Source organism: Burkholderia sp. BCC1047, from assembly GCF_902833155.1.
Lineage (GTDB): Bacteria > Pseudomonadota > Gammaproteobacteria > Burkholderiales > Burkholderiaceae > Burkholderia > Burkholderia sola.
The window spans coordinates 38,468-56,119 of the sequence record NZ_CADFEH010000029.1 but is presented as its reverse complement, the minus strand read 5'-3'; the positions used below and the strand labels follow the sequence as shown (position 1 = coordinate 56,119).

16 protein-coding genes are annotated in these 17,652 nt (G+C 68.0%); 9 read left to right on the top strand and 7 right to left on the bottom strand.

Going from position 1 to position 17,652, the window contains the following annotated elements:
- Positions 1–28 precede the first annotated feature (28 nt).
- Entirely contained in the window at positions 29–997 is a 969-nt protein-coding gene (gene speB / locus HWX55_RS26290) for an agmatinase (protein WP_175977841.1), read from the bottom strand.
- Positions 998–1,358: 361 nt separating this feature from the next.
- Between speB and HWX55_RS26285 the strand changes: the two genes are divergently transcribed.
- From HWX55_RS26285 to HWX55_RS26265, 5 genes are all read left to right on the top strand, one after another.
- On the top strand, positions 1,359–2,030 hold the full coding sequence (locus tag HWX55_RS26285) for a lysoplasmalogenase (protein ID WP_175977840.1): 672 nt from the start codon (positions 1,359–1,361) through the stop codon (positions 2,028–2,030).
- 246 nt (positions 2,031–2,276) lie between these two features.
- On the top strand, positions 2,277–3,857 hold the full coding sequence (locus tag HWX55_RS26280; protein ID WP_175977839.1) for an NAD(P)/FAD-dependent oxidoreductase: 1,581 nt from the start codon (positions 2,277–2,279) through the stop codon (positions 3,855–3,857).
- A gap of 21 nt (positions 3,858–3,878) precedes the next feature.
- Positions 3,879–4,808: an SDR family oxidoreductase gene (locus HWX55_RS26275; RefSeq protein WP_175977838.1), complete on the top strand. Its 930-nt coding sequence runs from the start codon at positions 3,879–3,881 to the stop codon at positions 4,806–4,808.
- Positions 4,805–5,710, top strand: coding sequence for a metal-dependent hydrolase (locus tag HWX55_RS26270; RefSeq protein WP_124638960.1), 906 nt, complete (start codon positions 4,805–4,807; stop codon positions 5,708–5,710). Before HWX55_RS26275 ends, HWX55_RS26270 begins: the two co-directional genes overlap by 4 nt.
- 4 nt (positions 5,711–5,714) lie before the next feature.
- A complete protein-coding gene (locus HWX55_RS26265) occupies positions 5,715–6,656 on the top strand; it encodes an alpha/beta fold hydrolase (RefSeq protein ID WP_175977837.1) in 942 nt (313 codons plus the stop codon).
- On the opposite strand, the gene HWX55_RS26260 is transcribed toward HWX55_RS26265, so the two are convergent.
- Positions 6,617–7,171, bottom strand: coding sequence for a putative glycolipid-binding domain-containing protein (locus HWX55_RS26260; RefSeq protein ID WP_175977836.1), 555 nt, complete (start codon positions 7,169–7,171; stop codon positions 6,617–6,619). The two genes, HWX55_RS26265 and HWX55_RS26260, sit on opposite strands and share 40 nt — an antisense overlap.
- A 358-nt stretch (positions 7,172–7,529) precedes the next feature.
- Here HWX55_RS26260 and HWX55_RS26255 point away from each other — a divergent pair, with 358 nt between their 5' ends.
- The 4 genes from HWX55_RS26255 to HWX55_RS26240 all read left to right on the top strand — a co-directional run bounded on the left by HWX55_RS26255 (position 7,530) and on the right by HWX55_RS26240 (position 14,456).
- Positions 7,530–8,420 carry an urea transporter gene (locus tag HWX55_RS26255; RefSeq protein ID WP_175977835.1) on the top strand — a complete coding sequence of 297 codons (891 nt, stop codon included), beginning with the start codon at positions 7,530–7,532 and terminating at the stop codon, positions 8,418–8,420.
- Positions 8,398–9,171, top strand: coding sequence for a class II aldolase/adducin family protein (locus tag HWX55_RS26250; RefSeq protein ID WP_175977834.1), 774 nt, complete (start codon positions 8,398–8,400; stop codon positions 9,169–9,171). Before HWX55_RS26255 ends, HWX55_RS26250 begins: the two co-directional genes overlap by 23 nt.
- Positions 9,168–9,425, top strand: a complete 258-nt coding sequence (locus HWX55_RS26245; RefSeq protein WP_279612700.1) for a 4-oxalocrotonate tautomerase — start codon at positions 9,168–9,170, stop codon at positions 9,423–9,425. The genes HWX55_RS26250 and HWX55_RS26245 overlap by 4 nt, the downstream gene beginning before the upstream one ends.
- Positions 9,426–9,614: 189 nt before the next feature.
- Positions 9,615–14,456: an NAD-glutamate dehydrogenase gene (locus HWX55_RS26240; protein ID WP_175977833.1), complete on the top strand. Its 4,842-nt coding sequence runs from the start codon at positions 9,615–9,617 to the stop codon at positions 14,454–14,456.
- Between the two features lie 22 nt (positions 14,457–14,478).
- On the opposite strand, the gene HWX55_RS26235 is transcribed toward HWX55_RS26240, so the two are convergent.
- From HWX55_RS26235 to HWX55_RS26215, 5 genes are all read right to left on the bottom strand, one after another.
- The gene (locus HWX55_RS26235; RefSeq protein ID WP_175977832.1) at positions 14,479–15,342 is read right to left on the bottom strand and encodes a class I SAM-dependent methyltransferase; all 864 of its coding nucleotides are present in this window, start codon (positions 15,340–15,342) and stop codon (positions 14,479–14,481) included.
- A 7-nt stretch (positions 15,343–15,349) separates the two neighbouring features.
- A complete protein-coding gene (locus HWX55_RS26230; protein WP_175977831.1) occupies positions 15,350–15,700 on the bottom strand; it encodes a VOC family protein in 351 nt (116 codons plus the stop codon).
- A gap of 1 nt (position 15,701) precedes the next feature.
- Entirely contained in the window at positions 15,702–15,878 is a 177-nt protein-coding gene (locus HWX55_RS26225) for a ribbon-helix-helix domain-containing protein (RefSeq protein WP_175977830.1), read from the bottom strand.
- A 115-nt stretch (positions 15,879–15,993) separates the two neighbouring features.
- The gene (locus HWX55_RS26220; RefSeq protein WP_175977829.1) at positions 15,994–16,824 is read right to left on the bottom strand and encodes an arylamine N-acetyltransferase; all 831 of its coding nucleotides are present in this window, start codon (positions 16,822–16,824) and stop codon (positions 15,994–15,996) included.
- 120 nt (positions 16,825–16,944) lie between these two features.
- Entirely contained in the window at positions 16,945–17,631 is a 687-nt protein-coding gene (locus HWX55_RS26215; protein WP_069620967.1) for a hypothetical protein, read from the bottom strand.
- Between the last annotated feature and the right edge of the window lie 21 nt (positions 17,632–17,652).

Below are 17,652 nucleotides of genomic sequence, written 5' to 3'. Positions count from 1 at the left end.
CCGCTTTCGTGTCCCGAGCGGCACGCGCTCAACGCGGCGCCCCCGCCACCTTCTTCTGCCGCCACAAACACAGCAGATCGCACGCCACATGCGCGGCCGCGATCGCCGTGATGTCCGCGTGATCGTACGCGGGCGCGACCTCCACCACATCCGCTCCGACCAGATTCACCGCGCCGAGCGAGCGCACGATCGCCAGCGCCTGTGCCGACGACAATCCGCCCGCGACCGGCGTCCCCGTCCCCGGCGCGAACGCCGGATCGAGGCAATCGATATCGAACGTCAGATACGCAGGCCGCGCGCCGACGATCTCGACGATCCGCTCGACCGCCGCTCGCGGACCATGGTCATGCACCCACGCGGCATCGAGCCGCTCGATCCCGAGAAAGTCGTCGTTCCACGTACGGATGCCGACCTGCACCGACGTCGCGGGATCGATCAGTCCTTCGTTTACCGCCTTGTAGAACATCGTCCCGTGATTGAGGCTGTCCGGATCGTCGTCGGCCCACGTATCGCAGTGCGCGTCGAAATGGATCAGCGATAGCGGCTTGCCGTAGCGCTCCGCGTGCGCGACCAGCAGCGGATACGTGATGTAGTGGTCGCCGCCGAGCGTCAGCATCTTCGCGCCCGAGCTCAGGATCGTGCGCGCATGCTCGACGATCGCCGGCTTGATCGACAGCGGGTTGTGCGCATCGAACCAGCAGTCGCCGTAGTCGACGGCCGCGAGATCGTCGAACGGATCGAAGCCCCACGGATACGGATTGAGCTCCGCGAGCTGCACGCTCGCCGCGCGGATCGCGGCCGGCCCGAGCCGCGCACCGGAGCGATAAGTCGTCGCGAGGTCGAGCGGCACGCCGGAAATCGCGACGTCGACGCCGTCGAGCGCGCGCGAGTAGTTGCGGCGCATGAACGACAGCACGCCCGCGTAGGTGTTTTCGATCGACGAGCCGTACGGCGTCGTTCGACGGATCGCGCCGTCGCCGTGGAGAAGTTCGGTCATGGTCGGACCTGTTTTCGTGATGGCCGGACCGCCCCGCTTCGACTGAGCGCGCGGGCCGGGCACGGCGGGGATTCATCGGGCATGTACCGGCTCGCGCATCCAGTCGCGAAGCAAGGCGGGACATCGACAACGACAACGGTAATACCGCGGCGATCGTAGCAAGCCGAATCGGAACCGTTGCCCCGGTTCAGCCGGGGCAACGCGCGAAAAAAGTCCGGTGGCGGCGCCGCCTGCGGTCGCCGTCGTTTCCTAGAAGGGTTCGCCGGTTTTCGCGCACCCGTTCTTCCGGATAATGGCCAGCAGCCACGCGGTGAACGGCACATCGTCCACCGCGGACGACAACACACCGGAGACACCCGCCTTGATCGCCACGCTTCCCGCCACCTATCGCCGGCTCTGGCCGCTCGCCATCGCGGCGGCGCTGCTGTACGGGCTGTCGCTCGCCGCCGCGCCCTATCCGGGCCAGGCCGCCGCGAAGGCCGCGACGGGCGTCCTGCTGCTCGCGGCGGGCGGCACCTGCGGCGCGCCGCGCGAACGCGCGTGGCTGTGCGCGGCACTCGCGACGGCCGTGCTCGGCGACGTGCTACTCGCGCTGCCCGACTGGCCGCTGTCGTTCGTATTCGGCCTCGGCGCGTTCCTGCTCACGCACCTGTGTTATTGCGCGATTTTCTTCCGGTGGCGCGCGCGGCCGCGTGGCTGGCGCATCGTTGCGCTCGTCGGGCTGTGGATCGCCGCGCCGGCGTTCTACGTCGCGTTCTTCCCGCACCTCGGCGAGCTGCTGGCGCCGGTCGCCGTCTATATGCTCGTGCTGTGCGCGATGGCGAGCTTCGCGCTCGCCGCCCGCACGCGCGGCCCGCTGGTCGCGATCGGCAGCCTGATCTTCGTCGGCTCGGACACGCTGATCGGCGTCGGCCGGTTCCTCGGCGGTTTTCCGGGCATCGACTATCTGATCTGGGGCCTCTATGCGCTCGCGCAGGTCACGATCGTGGCCGGGGTTTTCCATGAGACGGCCGCTCGATCGATCCGTCCCTGATACCGTTTCAAACAGGCCGCCGCGCGCCGGCGGCTTGATCGCCAGCGCCTCCCGCCCTGCCGACGGCCTTTTCCGCGCATCCCGCATGGCGGAAACGGAACCGTTCCAAACCCCGCTCAGCCTTTCCCCGCTTGATTTCCTGCCCTTAGAGCGTCGCTTCTAGCCTCTTGCGGTTTCCGGGTTCACCCACTATCGTTACATCAACCAATGTAACATTAAAAAATGAGCCAGATCGGAGACACCCGGATGAATGCTCGCACGTTGCCTTTCGGTCCACCCAGCCCTGACGGCCTGGATGAAGCCATCGACATCGCCATCATCGGCACCGGCTTCGCCGGCCTCGGGATGGCGATCCGCCTGAAACAAACCGGCGTGACCGACTTCGTCGTCCTCGAGAAGGCTGCGTCGGTCGGCGGCACGTGGCGCGACAATCATTACCCCGGGTGTGCATGCGACGTGCAATCGCACGTCTATTCGTTCTCGTTCGCGCCGAACCCGCGCTGGACGCGCATGTTCGCGCCGCAGCCGGAGATCCGCGCGTATCTGGAAGACTGCGTGCAGCGCTTCGGCGTCGGCCCGCACCTGCGGCTGAATCACGAGTTGCAGCGCGCCGAGTACGACGAAGCCGCGCAACGCTGGCGCCTCACGTTCGCGAACGGCAAGCGGCTGTCGGCGCGCGTGCTGGTGTCCGGGATGGGCGGGCTGTCGCGCGCCGCGCTGCCGGCGATTCCCGGTGTCGAAACCTTCAAGGGCCGCGCGTTCCATTCGCAGCAGTGGGATCACGCCTACCCGCTCGAAGGCAAGCGCGTCGCGGTGATCGGCACCGGCGCGAGCGCGATCCAGTTCGTGCCGCAGATCGCGCCGCGCGTGAAGTCGCTCGCGCTGTTCCAGCGCACGCCGCCGTGGATCATGCCGAAGCCCGACCGCAACCTGACCGGCGTCGAGAAATGGCTGTTCCGCACGCTGCCGTTCACGCAGAAGGTCGTGCGCAGCGGCATCTACTGGATGCTCGAATCGCGCGTGCTCGGCTTCGCGATCCATCCGTCGCTGATGAAGAACGTGCAGAAGCTCGCGCTGCGTCACATCCGCAAGCAGATTCCCGATCCGGCACTGCGCAAGGCCGTCACACCGAACTACACGCTCGGCTGCAAGCGCGTGCTGATCTCGAACGACTACTACCCGGCGCTGTCGCGCAAGAACGTCGACGTGATCACGACCGGCATCGATCGCATCGAAGCCGACGCGGTCGTGACGACCGACGGCAAGCGTCATGAAGTGGACTGTCTGATCTACGGCACCGGCTTCCAGGTGGCCGACCCGTATCCGCGCGGCGCGATCATCGGCCGCGGCGGCCTCGACATCGTCGATGCGTGGCGCGACGGCGCGCATGCGTATCTCGGCACGACGCTGCCCGGCTACCCGAACTTCTTCATGATCGTCGGCCCGAACACGGGCCTCGGCCACAACTCGATGGTGTTCATGATCGAGTCGCAGATCGAATACATCCTCGGCGCGCTGCAGGCGATGCGCCGCGAGCGCGCCGAGGCGATCGAGGTACGCCCGCTCGTCGAGGCGCAGTACAACGACGACCTGCAGGGCAAGCTGAAGAAGGCGATCTGGTCGACGGGCGGCTGCAAGAGCTGGTACCTCGACCCGCGCACCGGCAAGAACACGACGCTGTGGCCGGGCTTCACGTGGCGCTTCCGCCAGGCCACCGCGCAGTTCTCGATCGCCGATTACCACGCGTATCGCGCGCCGCACGACACGACCGCGCGGCCCGCCGCCGCGCCGGCCGCTTCCGCTTCCACGCCCGCCGAAGCGGCCTGAGCCAGACAAGGAGCCACCGACATGAGAGATTTCGCCAACAAGGTCGCCGCGATCACGGGTGCCGGCTCGGGCATGGGCCGCGCACTCGCGATCCAGCTCGCGCAGGCCGGCTGCCACGTGTCGCTCGCCGACAAGAACGGCATCGGCCTCGCCGAAACCGAACGGATCGTCGGTGCGATCGCGCCGAACGTGCGCGTATCGACGCGCGTGCTCGACGTCGGCGATCGCGACGCGATGTTCGCGTGGGCCGACGACACCGCGAAGGAGCACGGCAAGGTCAACCTGATCTTCAACAACGCGGGCGTCGCGCTGTCGAGCACGATCGAAGGGATGGACTACAGCGATCTCGAGTGGATCGTGAACATCAACTTCTGGGGCGTCGTGCACGGCACGAAGGCGTTCCTGCCGCACCTGAAGGCATCGGGCGACGGCCACGTGATCAACACGTCGAGCATCTTCGGGATCTTCGCGCAGCCGGGCATGAGCGGCTACAACGCGACCAAGTTCGCGGTGCGCGGCTTCACCGAATCGCTGCGCCAGGAACTCGACATGATGAAGTGCGGCGTGTCGGCCACCTGCGTGCATCCGGGCGGCATCCGCACCAACATCGCGCAGTCGAGCCGCGTCGCGAAGAACATGGTCGGCTTCATCGTCGAGAGCGAACAGCAAGGCAAGGACAGCTTCGAGAAGTTCTTCATCACGACCGCCGACGACGCCGCGCGCACGATCCTCGCCGGCGTGCGCAAGAACAAGCGCCGCGTGCTGATCGGCCGTGACGCGAAGGGCGCGGACTGGATGGCGCGCATCCTGCCGGCCGCGTACCAGGCGCTCGTCGTGCTCGCGACGCGCCGCGAGGCCGCGAAAGCCCGCCGTGCCGCACGCGGCGCGCCGGCGCCGGCACCGGTGCACGCCACCTACAACAATGCAGGCAATCAGGGAGAACAATCATGACGACACCGAACATGATGCCCGTACGGCGCGACATCCGTTTCGCGCTGCCACCCGAACGCGCGAAGGACTGGCATGTGCAGGGCGTGCCCGTCACGCACTTCATGAATGCGCTGTCGCTACTGTTCCCGGCCGGCGAACGCTTCTTCATGGATTCGGTACGCAACTACCGCGACCGGATCGAGGATCCCGAACTGAAGAAGCAGGTGATCGGCTTCATCGGGCAGGAAGCGATGCACACGCGCGAGCACATCGAATACAACGATCTGCTGCAGGCGTCAGGCCTGCCCGCGCACAAGCTCGACAAGCGTCTGTGGACGATCCTCGGCTGGTTCAAGAAGGTGCTGCCGCACTCGATGCAGCTGGCGATCACTATCGCGCTCGAACACTACACGGCGATCCTCGCGAACCAGTTGCTGTCGGGCCACGAGCACCGGATCGACGGCTCGGTCGAGGGCTACCAGCAGATGTGGATGTGGCACGCAATGGAGGAAACCGAGCACAAGGCGGTGTCCTACGACGTGTGGCGCACCGTGATGAAGCCGGGCCTCGGCAGCTACCTGCTGCGCACCGGCACGATGCTGACGACGACGGTATTCTTCTGGGCGATCGTGTTCGACTTCCACGTGCGGCTGATGCGCGCGCACCGTCGCGAACACGGCAAGTTCGACGGCATGTGGCGCCTCGTGAAGTATCTGTACAGCCCGAAGAACGGCGTGTTCCCGAGCATCGCGCGCGAATGGCTCGACTACTTCCGCCCGGGCTTCCACCCGTGGGATCACGACAACCATCAGTACCTGCAGGAGCTCGACACGCTGCTCGATAACATCGACGCGACCAACGCGCGCTATGCGGCGCAAGCCGCCCCGCGCCGCGTGCCGCTGCATTCGGTAGCGCAGGCATGACGCGATGGCGCGCGCTCACGAGATGCTGACCGTCCGGTCCGGCGACGTGAAACTCGCCGTCTACGTCAGCGGGTCGCGTCGCGCGCCGCCGCTGATCCTCGTGCATGGCTACCCGGACTCGGCGACCGTGTGGGCGCCGATCCGCGCGCGGCTCGCGAAGCGCTACCGCGTGATCGCGTACGACGTGCGCGGCGCCGGCGCATCCGATGCGCCGCGCCGCCGTGCCGACTACACGCTCGAACGGCTCGCCGGCGACCTGAAAGCGGTGGCCGACGCGACCTGCGGCGGCCGGCCGTTCCACCTGGTCGGCCACGACTGGGGCTCGATCCAGTGCTGGGAGGCCGTGACCGACCCCGCGTTCCGCAGCCGCATCGCGTCGTACACGTCGATCTCCGGCCCGTGTCTCGATCACGTGTTCCGCGCGAAGATGCGGCTCCGGCAGAGCCTGAAATCCTGGTACATCGCGTTCTTCCATCTGCCGCTCGTGCCGTCGCTGGTGTGGCGGCTCGGCGGCGCCGCGCTGTGGCCGCGCTGGCTGCAGCTCACCGAACGCGTGCGCGCCGAGCGCGATCCCGCGCAACTGAAGAACGCGCTGAACGGGATGCAGATGTACCGCGCGAACTTCCTTGCCCGGGCCCGGAAGCCGCGTGAACGGTACGCGCAGGCGCCGGTGCAGATTCTCGTTCCGCTGCGCGACCGCTACGTGACGCCCGAAATGTCGGTCGACCTCGACCGCTGGCTCGGCGAGCACGTGCGCGAGGAAATCGACGGCACGCACTGGATCGTGCTGCGCCATCCGGACATGATCGCGTCGCGGATCGACCGGTTCGCGGCCGCGCATGAACGGCCCGCGGTTGCCGCCGCGTCGGCAGCGGCGGTACCGGCCACGCGAACGGAAGCCGCGGATCAGCGCAACGGCGGCAGTCGCTTGAACAGCGTTTCGTAGTCGATCACGAGCCCGTCGTCGTCGATGTCCATCTCCGCGGTGAAATTCCGGAAGATCCCTTCGTAGCGATAGCGGCGGCCCGGTTCGATGCACGCATAAGCCTGCTTGACCGGCGTGACTTTCAGATCCGGCGTCGAGATGTACGCGACGTCGATCGGCCGCCGCTCGCCGCGCGCGAGCCCGAGGCGGCCGATCGGCAGCGAATTCGTGAACGGCGTCGCGGCGATGTCGATATCGATGCAGCCGTCGAGCTCGTGCAGTTCGCGGCCTGAGCCGTCACGCCAGTGCCCGGCCCCGTCGCCACGCAGTTCGAGCGTGCCGCCGCCCATCACCTTGAGCACCGCGTAGGTCACGCGCCATTGCGGATCGCATTCGACGCGATACGCGAGCCCGTACGCACGGCCATACCGCTGGCCGACCGCCGCGCTTTCGACGACGATGCCGGATTCATTCCGGTCGAACGTCAGATGTTCGATTCCGTCGCCTTCGAGCGACGCCCAACGTACTTCGCGCATCGTTCCACCTCCTTGGTATCCCGCGTCGGGGCATCGTCACACAAATCGTCGCTATCCGGAATGCCGCCGTCGATTGAGTCCAACTCGGCGGCCCGGTCGCTAGAGCGTTGAAATTGACGCGCATGGGTCCCCCCTCGGCAACCCCGCGTGCACACGAAAGCAATAGCGATGGCGCAAATTTGATATCGAATCGCCAGAATCTCGCGAAAACGCTAACAAAACATCCCGAGTACGCGCACCGCACCTCGCGATGCCCCGCTTCAGGGCATCGACCACAAATCCTGACTATCCAGAATTCCCTATTCCGGTGCATCGCAGAGTGTCCTATGCTCGCGGCTCATCCTGTTCCGCCGCGATCATGCCTACTGCCCGCCCCGCTTCGCCGTCGATCGACCTGCGCATCCTGCTGCGCGGCATCGGGCAGATCGTGCTGCAGGCGAATGCGCTCACCGGGTCGCTGCTGCTCGCCGCGCTCGCGCTGAACGACCTGCGGCTCGCATGCGCGGCGCTGGTCGGCTCGGCCGCCGCCAGCATGACGGCCGTGCTGACCGGCGCCGAACGCCGCGACGTCGAACAGGGGCTGCACGGCTTCAACGGTGCGCTCGCCGCGCTGATCGCCGTATTGTTCGCGCCCCATCAACTCGCCGCCGTCGCGCTGGTGCCGCTGGTCGCGATCGGCGCGGCGCTCGTGCAACGCGCGATGCGGGCGTCGCTCGCCCGCTGGCGCCAGTGCCCGTATTCGAGCCCGTGCCTGGCCGTCACCGCGCTGTGGCTGCCGTTTGTCGCGTTGCAACATGCGGACGGCGCGACCGCCGCCCCGGTGCCGACGCTCGCTTCCGCCGCCGACGCGCTGCTGTCGGGCATCGCTCAGACGACCTTCGCGCAAGGCGCATGGGCCGGCGCGCTGGTCGTCGCCGGCCTCGCCGTCGCGTCGCGCCGCGCGGCCGCGTTCGCGCTCGGCGGCGCGATCGCGTCGACCGTGCTGCTGGTCGCGCTCGGCGCAAGCGACGCGTCGTTCGCCGGCGGCCTGCTCGGCTTCAACGGCGCGCTCGCCGCACTCGCGCTGATGTCGCGCGGGCCGCGTGCGGCGCTCGCGGCCGCCGCACTCGCCGCGCTGATCCAGTGGCTCGCGATGCGCGCGGGCATCCCGGTGTTTACAGCCCCGTTCGCGCTCGCGGCGTGGGTGACCGTAGTCGTCGCGCGCCGCCTCACCCTCGGAGCACCCGATGTCATTCGCACACCGTCCTGACGCCGTGAAGCCCGGCGGCCCGATCTCCGACGCCGAACGCAGGCTGCGCGTCGACCTCGCCGCCGCGTACCGGCTCGTCGCGCTGAACGGCTGGGACGACCTGATCTACACGCATCTATCCGCGACCGTGCCCGGCGAGCCCGGCCACTTCCTGATCAACCCGTTCGGCCTCACGTTCGACGAGGTTCGCGCGTCGAACCTCGTGAAGATCGACGTGGCCGGCAACCGGATCGGCGACAGCGAGCACGCGGTCAACGTGACCGGCTTCGCACTGCATGCGGCCGTGCACACCGCGCGCGCCGACGCCGTCTGCGTGATGCACCTGCACAATACGGCCGGCATCGCCGTGTCGATCCAGCGCGACGGGCTGTTGCCGGCGTCGCAGCACGCGTTGCGCTTTCATGGCGATCTCGCGTACCACGACTACGAAGCGCTCGCGTTCTCGCCGGCCGAAGGCGCACGGCTGACCGCGAGCCTCGGCGCGAAATCGGCGATGCTGCTGCGCAATCACGGCACGCTGACGGTCGGCCGGACCGTCGCCGAAGCCTACGTGCTGATGGATACGCTGATCAAGGCGTGCGACATCCAGGTGCGCGCGCAAGCAGGCGGCGGGCCGCTCGTGCTGCCGGAGCCGGCCATCGCCGAGCGCACCGCCGAACAGTTGCGCGACGGCGGCGCGATCGAAGGCGAACTGGAATGGCCGGCGCTGCTGCGCCGGCTCGACCGGATCGATCCGTCGTATCGTGATTGACGGCGCATCCGCATCCGACCGAATCGTTCATCGTCAATCGTTCAATCCCAACCGGAGCCTGTGTCATGCCGACTTTCAATATCCAGCTGTTCGAAGGCCGCACCGTCGAGCAGAAGCGCGCATTCGTCGAAGCAATCACGCGCGTCACGTGCGACATGCTCGGCTGCACGCCGGGCTCGGTCGACATCATCCTGACCGACGTGAAGAAGGAAAACTGGGCAACAGCAGGGAAGCTGTGGAGCGACGAGCGCTGAGCACCGACGGCGGCGTCGCGTCGGCGCCGTCCGCCCTGCACTGAGCCCTGCACCGCAGCGCCTGCGACGCGTGCTGCACGCCGGCACCTCCACTCGCCTCCGTTGTGCGCCCGCACATCGCTTTGTCGCGCAATCGGCGCATAATGCCGGACAGACGCAGCAGCCAATGGCCACCCGACGGAGACCGCCATGGAAGCGAAGAACGAGGAAGTCGTCGCACACCTGCTCTCCGATGTCGTCGAATTCGCGCGCGCTCGTCTGCCCGACGCCACGTTCCGGATCGTCGAACCCTTCCTGCGTCATTACTACGATTTCGTCGATGCCGACGATCTGCAGAGCCGCGGCATCGCCGACCTGTACGGCGCCGCGATGGCGCACTGGCAGACCGCCCAGAAATTCGTGCCCGGCAGCGAACGCCTGCGCGTGTACAACCCGATCCTCGAACAGCACGGCTGGCATTCCGACCACACGGTGATCGAGATCGTCAACGACGACATGCCGTTCCTGGTCGACTCGGTGACGATGGCCATCAACCGTCTCGGGCTCGCGCTGCACTCGGCGCTGCATCCGGTGTTCCGCATCTGGCGCGGCGCCGGCGGCGGCATCGAGCGCGTCGACGCGGGCGGTGCGACGTCCGGCGACGGCCGGTCGCAACTCGCGTCGTTCATCCATTTCGAAGTCGACCGCTGCGGCGACGCCGCGCTGCTCGACACGCTGCGCGAGGACATCGCGCGCGTGCTCGGCGACGTGCGTGCGTCGGTCGAGGACTGGCCGAAGATCGTCGACATCGCCCGCGCGACGATCAAGGAGATGAAGGCGCGCGAATCGACCGCGGAGGACATCGAGGCGCGCGCGTTCCTCGAATGGATGGCCGCCGATCACTTCACGTTCCTCGGTCAGCGCGACTACGCGCTCGTATCGGACGGCACGGGCTTCGGCCTGCGCGGCATCGACGGCTCGGGCTTCGGGATCCTGCGCGAATCGCTGCGCACGTCCGGCGCCGCCGACGTGACGCCGCTGCCGCCGGCCGCCGCCGACATCATCACCGGCGCATGGCCGATCTTCGTGACCAAGGCGAATTCGCGCGCGACGGTGCACCGGCCCGGCTACCTCGACTACGTCGGCGTGAAACTCGTCGGCGCCGACGGCAAGGTCACCGGCGAGCGCCGCTTCATCGGGCTCTACACGTCGACCGCCTATTTCGGTTCGTACACCGAGATTCCGATCGTGCGCCGCAAGTGCGCGAACATCGTGCGGCGCGCGGGCTTTTTGCCGAAAGGGCATCTCGGCAAGTCGCTCGTGACGGTGCTCGAAACCTATCCGCGCGACGAACTGTTCCAGGCCGACGAAGACCGGCTCTACGACATCGCGCTCGGCATCCTGCGCCTGCAGGAACACCAGCGCACGCGGCTGTTCGTGCGGCGCGACCGGTTCGACCGCTTCGTATCGTGCCTCGTGTTCGTGCCGCGCGACAAGTACAACACCGACCTGCGCCGCCGCATCGCGAAGCTGCTGGTCGACGCGTACAACGGCGTGAACGTCGAATTCACGCCGCTGCTGTCGGAATCGGCGCTCGCCCGCATTCACTTCGTCGTGCATGCGGAACCGGGCACGATGCCCGACGTCGACACGCGCGAACTCGAAACGCGGCTCGTGCAGGTCACGCGCCGCTGGCAGGACGATCTCGCCGACGCGCTGCTCGACGCATTCGGCGAAGAACAAGGCAACCGCCTGCTGCAGCGCTATGCCGAGTCGTTCCCGGCAGGCTATCGCGACGACTATCCGGCGCGCACGGCCGTGCGCGACATCGAGCTGATCGAGCGCGTGAAGGATTCGGGCCAGCTCGCGATGAACCTGTACCGGCCGATCGAGGCCGAGCCGCGCGCGTTCCGCTTCAAGGTGTATCGCGCGGGCGACCCGATCGCGCTGTCGCGCAGCCTGCCGATGCTCGAACATCTCGGCGTGCGCGTCGACGAGGAGCGGCCGTACCGGATCCAGACGCAGGACGCCGCGCACGCGTGGGTACACGATTTCGGGCTGGAACTCGCCGACGATACCGAGTTCGACATCGAGCGCGTGAAAGGCCTGTTCGAAGATGCGTTCGACCGGATCTGGAGCGGCCGGATCGAGAACGACGACTTCAACCGCCTCGTGCTGCGCGCGCACCTGAGCGCGCGCGAGGTGACGATCCTGCGCGCGTATGCGAAATATCTGCGGCAGGTCGGCTCGACCTTCAGCGACGCGTATATCGAACGCGCGCTGACCGGCAATCCGGCGATCGCGCGGCAACTTGTCGAGCTGTTCCTGCTGCGCTTCGACCCGCGCATCGGCGACACGCGCGACGTGCAGGCCGAACGGCTGCTGAAGGCGATCGAAGGCGCGCTCGACCAGGTGCCGAACCTCGACGAGGATCGCATCCTGCGCCAGTTCCTCGGCGTGATCAACGCGACCGAGCGCACGAACTACTTCCTCGCGGACGCGAACGGCGAAGCGAAGCCGTACCTGTCGTTCAAGTTCAATCCGGCGAAGGTGCCCGGCCTGCCCGAACCGAAGCCGATGTTCGAGATCTGGGTGTATTCGCCGCGCGTCGAGGGCGTGCACCTGCGCGGCGGGCGCGTCGCGCGCGGCGGGCTGCGCTGGTCGGATCGCCGCGAGGATTTCCGCACCGAGGTGCTCGGGCTGATGAAGGCGCAGATGGTGAAGAACGTCGTGATCGTGCCGGTCGGCTCGAAAGGCGGCTTCGTCGTGAAGAACCCGCCGCCGCAGAGCGATCGCGAAGCGTGGATGCGCGAAGGCATCGCGTGCTACCAGACGTTCCTGCGCGGGCTGCTCGACCTCACCGACAACCTCGCCGGCAACGCGATCGTGCCGCCGCCCGACGTGGTGCGCCACGACGCCGACGATCCGTACCTGGTCGTTGCCGCCGACAAGGGCACGGCCACCTTCTCCGACTATGCGAACGCGATCTCGCACGAATACGGCTTCTGGCTCGACGACGCGTTCGCGTCCGGCGGCTCGGTCGGCTACGACCACAAGAAGATGGCGATCACCGCGCGCGGCGCGTGGGAATCGGTGAAGCGGCACTTCCGCGAGATGGGCGTCGACACGCAGGCGACCGATTTCACCGTGGTCGGCGTCGGCGACATGTCGGGCGACGTGTTCGGCAACGGGATGCTGCTGTCGCCGCATATCCGGCTCGTCGCCGCGTTCGATCACCGGCACGTGTTCCTCGACCCGAACCCCGACCCGGCGACGAGCTTCGCGGAGCGCCAGCGCATGTTCGCGCTCGAACGCTCGAGCTGGGCCGACTACGATACGTCGGTGATCTCGCCCGGCGGCGGCGTGTATCCGCGCACCGCGAAGACGATCCCGCTGTCGCCGGCCGTGCAGTCCGCGCTCGGTATCGACGCGCAGGCGCTGCCGCCGACCGAGCTGATCCGCGCGATCCTGCAAGCGCCGGTCGACCTGCTGTACAACGGCGGCATCGGCACCTACGTGAAGGCCGCGCGCGAAACGCACGCGCAAGTCGGCGACCGCGCGAACGACGCGGTGCGCGTGAACGGCGCGGACCTGCGCTGCAAGGTCGTCGGCGAAGGCGGCAATCTCGGCTGCACGCAGTTCGGCCGCATCGAATTCGCGCAGCGCGGCGGCCGCATCAATACCGACGCGATCGACAACTCGGCCGGCGTCGATTGTTCGGATCACGAAGTCAACATCAAGATCCTGCTCGGACTCGTGGTGTCCGACGGCGAGATGACCGAGAAGCAGCGCAACGCGCTGCTCGCCGAGATGACCGACGAAGTCGGGCTGCTCGTGCTGCGCGACAACTACTACCAGACGCAGGCGCTGTCGATCGCCGGCCGCTATGCGGTCGAACTGCTCGACGCCGAGGCACGCCTGATGCGCTGGCTCGAACGCGCGGGCCGCCTGAACCGCGTGATCGAATTCCTGCCGACCGACGACGAAGTCGCCGAGCGGCAGGCCGCGAAGCTCGGCCTCACGTCGCCGGAGCGCGCGGTGCTGCTCGCGTACAGCAAGATGTGGCTCTACGACGCGCTGCTCGAATCCGACGTGCCCGAGGATCCGCTGGTGGCCGCGATGCTCGTCGACTACTTCCCGAAGCCGCTGCAACAGCGCTTCAGCGAGCCGATGCGCCGCCATCCGCTGCGCCGCGAGATTCTCGCGACGCATCTGACGAATGCGCTCGTGAACCGCGTCGGCTGCGCGTTCGTGCACCGGCTGATGGAGGAAACCGACGCGCAGCCCGGCGACATCGTGCGCGCGTGCATCATGGCGCGCGACGTGTTCGACCTCGATGCGGTGTGGCGCGATATCGACGCGCTCGACAATCGCGTCGCCGACGACGTGCAGGCGCGCATGTTCGTCGACGTCGCGCGGCTGCTGGAGCGCGCGGCGCTGTGGTTCCTGCGGCATCTGCAGTCCGGCGCGGTGGCCGACGGCGGCGTCGCCGGATTGATCGCGCGCTGCCGCGACGCGGTGCAGCGCATCGCGCCGCAACTGCCGTCGCTGCTGCCCGCCGACGATCTGGAAGCGCTGTCCGAGCGGCAGCGCGTGCTGGTCGATGCCGGCGTCGACAGCGCGCTCGCGGTACGCGTCGCGAGCGGCGACATCTCGGCCGCGCTGCTCGACATCGCCGAAGTGGCGGCGACCTGCAACCGCAGCCTCGAACTCGTCGCGGGCGTCTATTTCTCGCTCGGCACCCTGCTCAATTACGGGTGGATCGGCGAACGCGCGGCGAACCTGCCGACGCCGACGCACTGGGACATGCTCGCGCGCGCCGCCGCGCTCGCGGAAGTCGCGCGGCTCAAGCGCACGCTCGCGACGAGCGCGCTCGCGGAATCGCCGGATTCGACCACGCCGGACACGATCGTCGGCGCGTGGCGCGTGCGCCGCGAGGCCGCGCTCGCGCGTTACGAGCACCTGCTCGCGGATCTACGCGCATCCGGCAGCACGAGCCTCGCGGTGCTGCTCGTGGTCGTGCGGGAAATGGCCGTGCTCGAACGCGCGTGACGAGAGCGACGAGGGCGACGGGTCAAACCGTCGCGACGAGCAATTCCTCCGCGCGGTTCGGCGGCCGCAGGCCGTCCGTGCGATCGGCGAAATAACGGCGCGTCAGCTCGGCGGCCGACACGTGTTCGGCCTTCGCAAAACCGGCCTCCCGTGCAAGCGCCTGGATCTGTTCCGGCATGAAGAAGCTGATGAACGGCGTGCCGCTCGCCTGCGCGCCCTTCGCGGCCATTTCCAGCCCCGGGCGCACGTCCGGATCCGCATTTTCCAGCGGCAGCAGGAACGTCATTGCGAACGTGGAACCGGGCGCGAGCGACGCGACTTCGCGCAGCGCGGCCGCATTCGCTTCGCGCGTCAGGTACATGCTGACGCCGGTGGACACCACGACCGCCGGCTGGCCCGCCTCGAAGCCCGCGCCGACGAGTGCATCGCGCCACGACTGCTTCGCCTCGAAATCGACCGGCACGAAGCGCAGCCAGCCGGGCACGCCGAAGCCGAGTTCGACCAGGCGGCGCTGCTTCCAGCGCTGCGGCGCCGGCTGGTCGACTTCGAACACGGTCACGCGCGACGCCATGTCCGGCCGGCGCTGCACGAAGCTGTCGAGCCCCGCGCCGAGGATCACGTACTGGCTCACGCCGCGCGCCGCCTGTTCGGCCACGAGATCCTCGATGAAACGCGCCCGCGCGACGATCGAGGCGCGAAACGGCCGCGTGAACTGCGGATCCATGTCGCCGCGCTGCTGCCAGCCGGGTGCCGGCGCGAGCAATTGCAACCCGATTTCGTCCGTGAGCACATGCGGCGGCGCGTCGAGTTCGACGTGCAGCGCACGCCACAGCGCGACGCGCGCGGCCGTGCTGTCGGGCGCGTCGTCTTCGCGGATAACCGTCATGTCGACCTCACGCGTGCTGCTTGCCCGGCGCCTGCAGACGCCACACCCGGCCGTCCGGATCGCGCACGGTCATGTCGCGCGTCCCCCAGTGCGTATCCTCGAACGGCGTGACGACATCGACGATCGGCTGCGGCTGCACCGCCTGCTCGTCGGCGACCTTGATCACGACCTGCATGTCGGGCTTTTCGCTCGGCGGCACTTCGGCGATGAACAGGAACGGGCCGTCGCCGCTGCGCAACTGGCCCGACTGGTGATCGGTTTCGAATTCCAGCGTGAAGCCCAGCGCCTGGAAGAACTTCGCCGACTTGCCCCAGTTATGCGTCGTCAGGTACACGGCTTCGATTCGCTCGGATGACATGTCACTCCTCCTTGTTGGACGGTCCCGCGCCGGGCGGCGGCGCGGCCAGGTACGCGCGCAACGCGTCGGCCACCAGCGCGGACAGCGATTGCTCCGTTTCGATGGCGCGATGCTTGACCTGCCGGATCAGGCCGAGCGGCAGGTACACGTTGAATTGCTTCACTTCTTCGTCGGTCATGGAGGCTAGTATGCTAGCAATCTAGCAAAAGTCAAATGCGGATGCGATGAAACGACTGGATTGAATCGGCGCGCGGCCCGCGAGCAGGCCGCTTGCAGTGCCTCGTATGCCCGCGTTACCGCGCTGTTCGCGCCGCGAGCCGCGCGAACAGCGCGTCGAGATCGAATCCCGCCGTATTGATGCCGATCGTGTCGCGCAGGCATGCGGCCCAGTCGGCTGCCTTGTCGAACGTGACCGTGCGCCCGGCGCCCGCCGCGTCGCGCAGCGTCAGCGCGGTGTTGAGCAGCGCCGCGCGGCCGTCCGGCAGCACGCGGCACGCGATCAGGTCGTTCACGAAGATCGATTCGGGATACGTCGACGTGAACCAGTTCGCGGCGTCGTAATCGATCCATTCGGCCGGCTTCAGCGAGAAGCGGTAGGTCGTGTGCCAGCCGTCGGGGATCTCGAACTGCATGTCGAATTCGCCGTCGACCGGCGCATCGACCACGCGAAACGCGCCGTGCGGCGTCAGTTGCCGCTCGCCCGGCACGAAGCGCAGCGGCGCGGTCAGCGTCGCGCTGCCGAAGCCGATGTCCGCGAGCCACGCCGCGCCGTCGAGGTCGATGCGCAGCAGCATGTGCGTCTGCGCGGTGACGATCTCGGGCGGCCGCATCCAGCGCACGCGCGCGATCAGCGGCGTCACGCGGAACCCGATCGTCGTGAGCGCGGTGTAGAACAGCTTGTTGAGTTCGAAGCAGTAGCCGCCGCGGCGGCGTTCGATCACCTTGTCGACGATCGCGGGCAGGTCGAGCGCGACGCGCGCGCCGGTCAGCGGATTGAGGTTTTCGAACGGAATCGCCTGCGGGTGCAGCAGATGCAGCCGGCGCAGCACGTCGAGCGTCGGCTCGACCGGGCCGTCGTAGCCGATGCGGGAAAAATAGCGCGAGAGGTCGAACGAGTCAGTCATGAACCGGCACCGATGAAAGGGACCCGCCACGATAGCATCGCGCGAAATCCCCATGTTGTGCGGGACTATCGTTCGTGGCCGGCGTGCGCGATGCCGGCCACGCATCGCACCCGCACGACGTTACGGCAGCAGCTTCAGTGCGGACGACGCGACCGACGGCACCGAAATGCCCTGGCTCGTCGCGAACTGCACGGCCTGGCTGAGCGTTGCGGCAAGCGACTGCAACTGGCCCGGCGCGCTTTGCGCGATATACGTCGCGGCCTGCATGTTCTGCGGATTCAGGCCCGACTGCAGCAGCGACGCCGCGCTCGTCGAACCGAGATTGCCGAGCCCCGACTGCAGTTGCGAATACTGCGTGAGCCCCTGCCCAAGCGAAGCGAGGCCGTTGCTGAACGCCTGCTTGTCGATCGGCCCGTGCGTGGCGCCGCCGCTCGCGAACGCCTGGCCGAGCGCCTGCGACACCGATTGCTGCGCGCCGCCCATCTGCGACAGCGTGGCGGGCGACAGCGCATCGCCGCCTGACAACTGGCTCGCCGCCTGCTGCGCCTGCCCGGCCGCCCCCGTCAGCCCCATCGCCGACGCGAGCGACGACTGGCCGCTCAGCACCTGCTGATTCGCGCCGACATACGCCTGCAGCAACTGCGCGACACCGCCCTGCGCCGGCGCCGCCTGCTGCTGCCCGCCGCCGAGCAGCGACGCGCCGATCGACTGCAGGTCGAGCTGGGCGTGCGCGGCGCCGCTCGCCAGGATGCCGAACGCGATGCCTGCCGAGGCCAGATGCCGGCCCGTCGCGCGAATGTGCTTCATGTGTTTCCCTCGTGCCCGAAT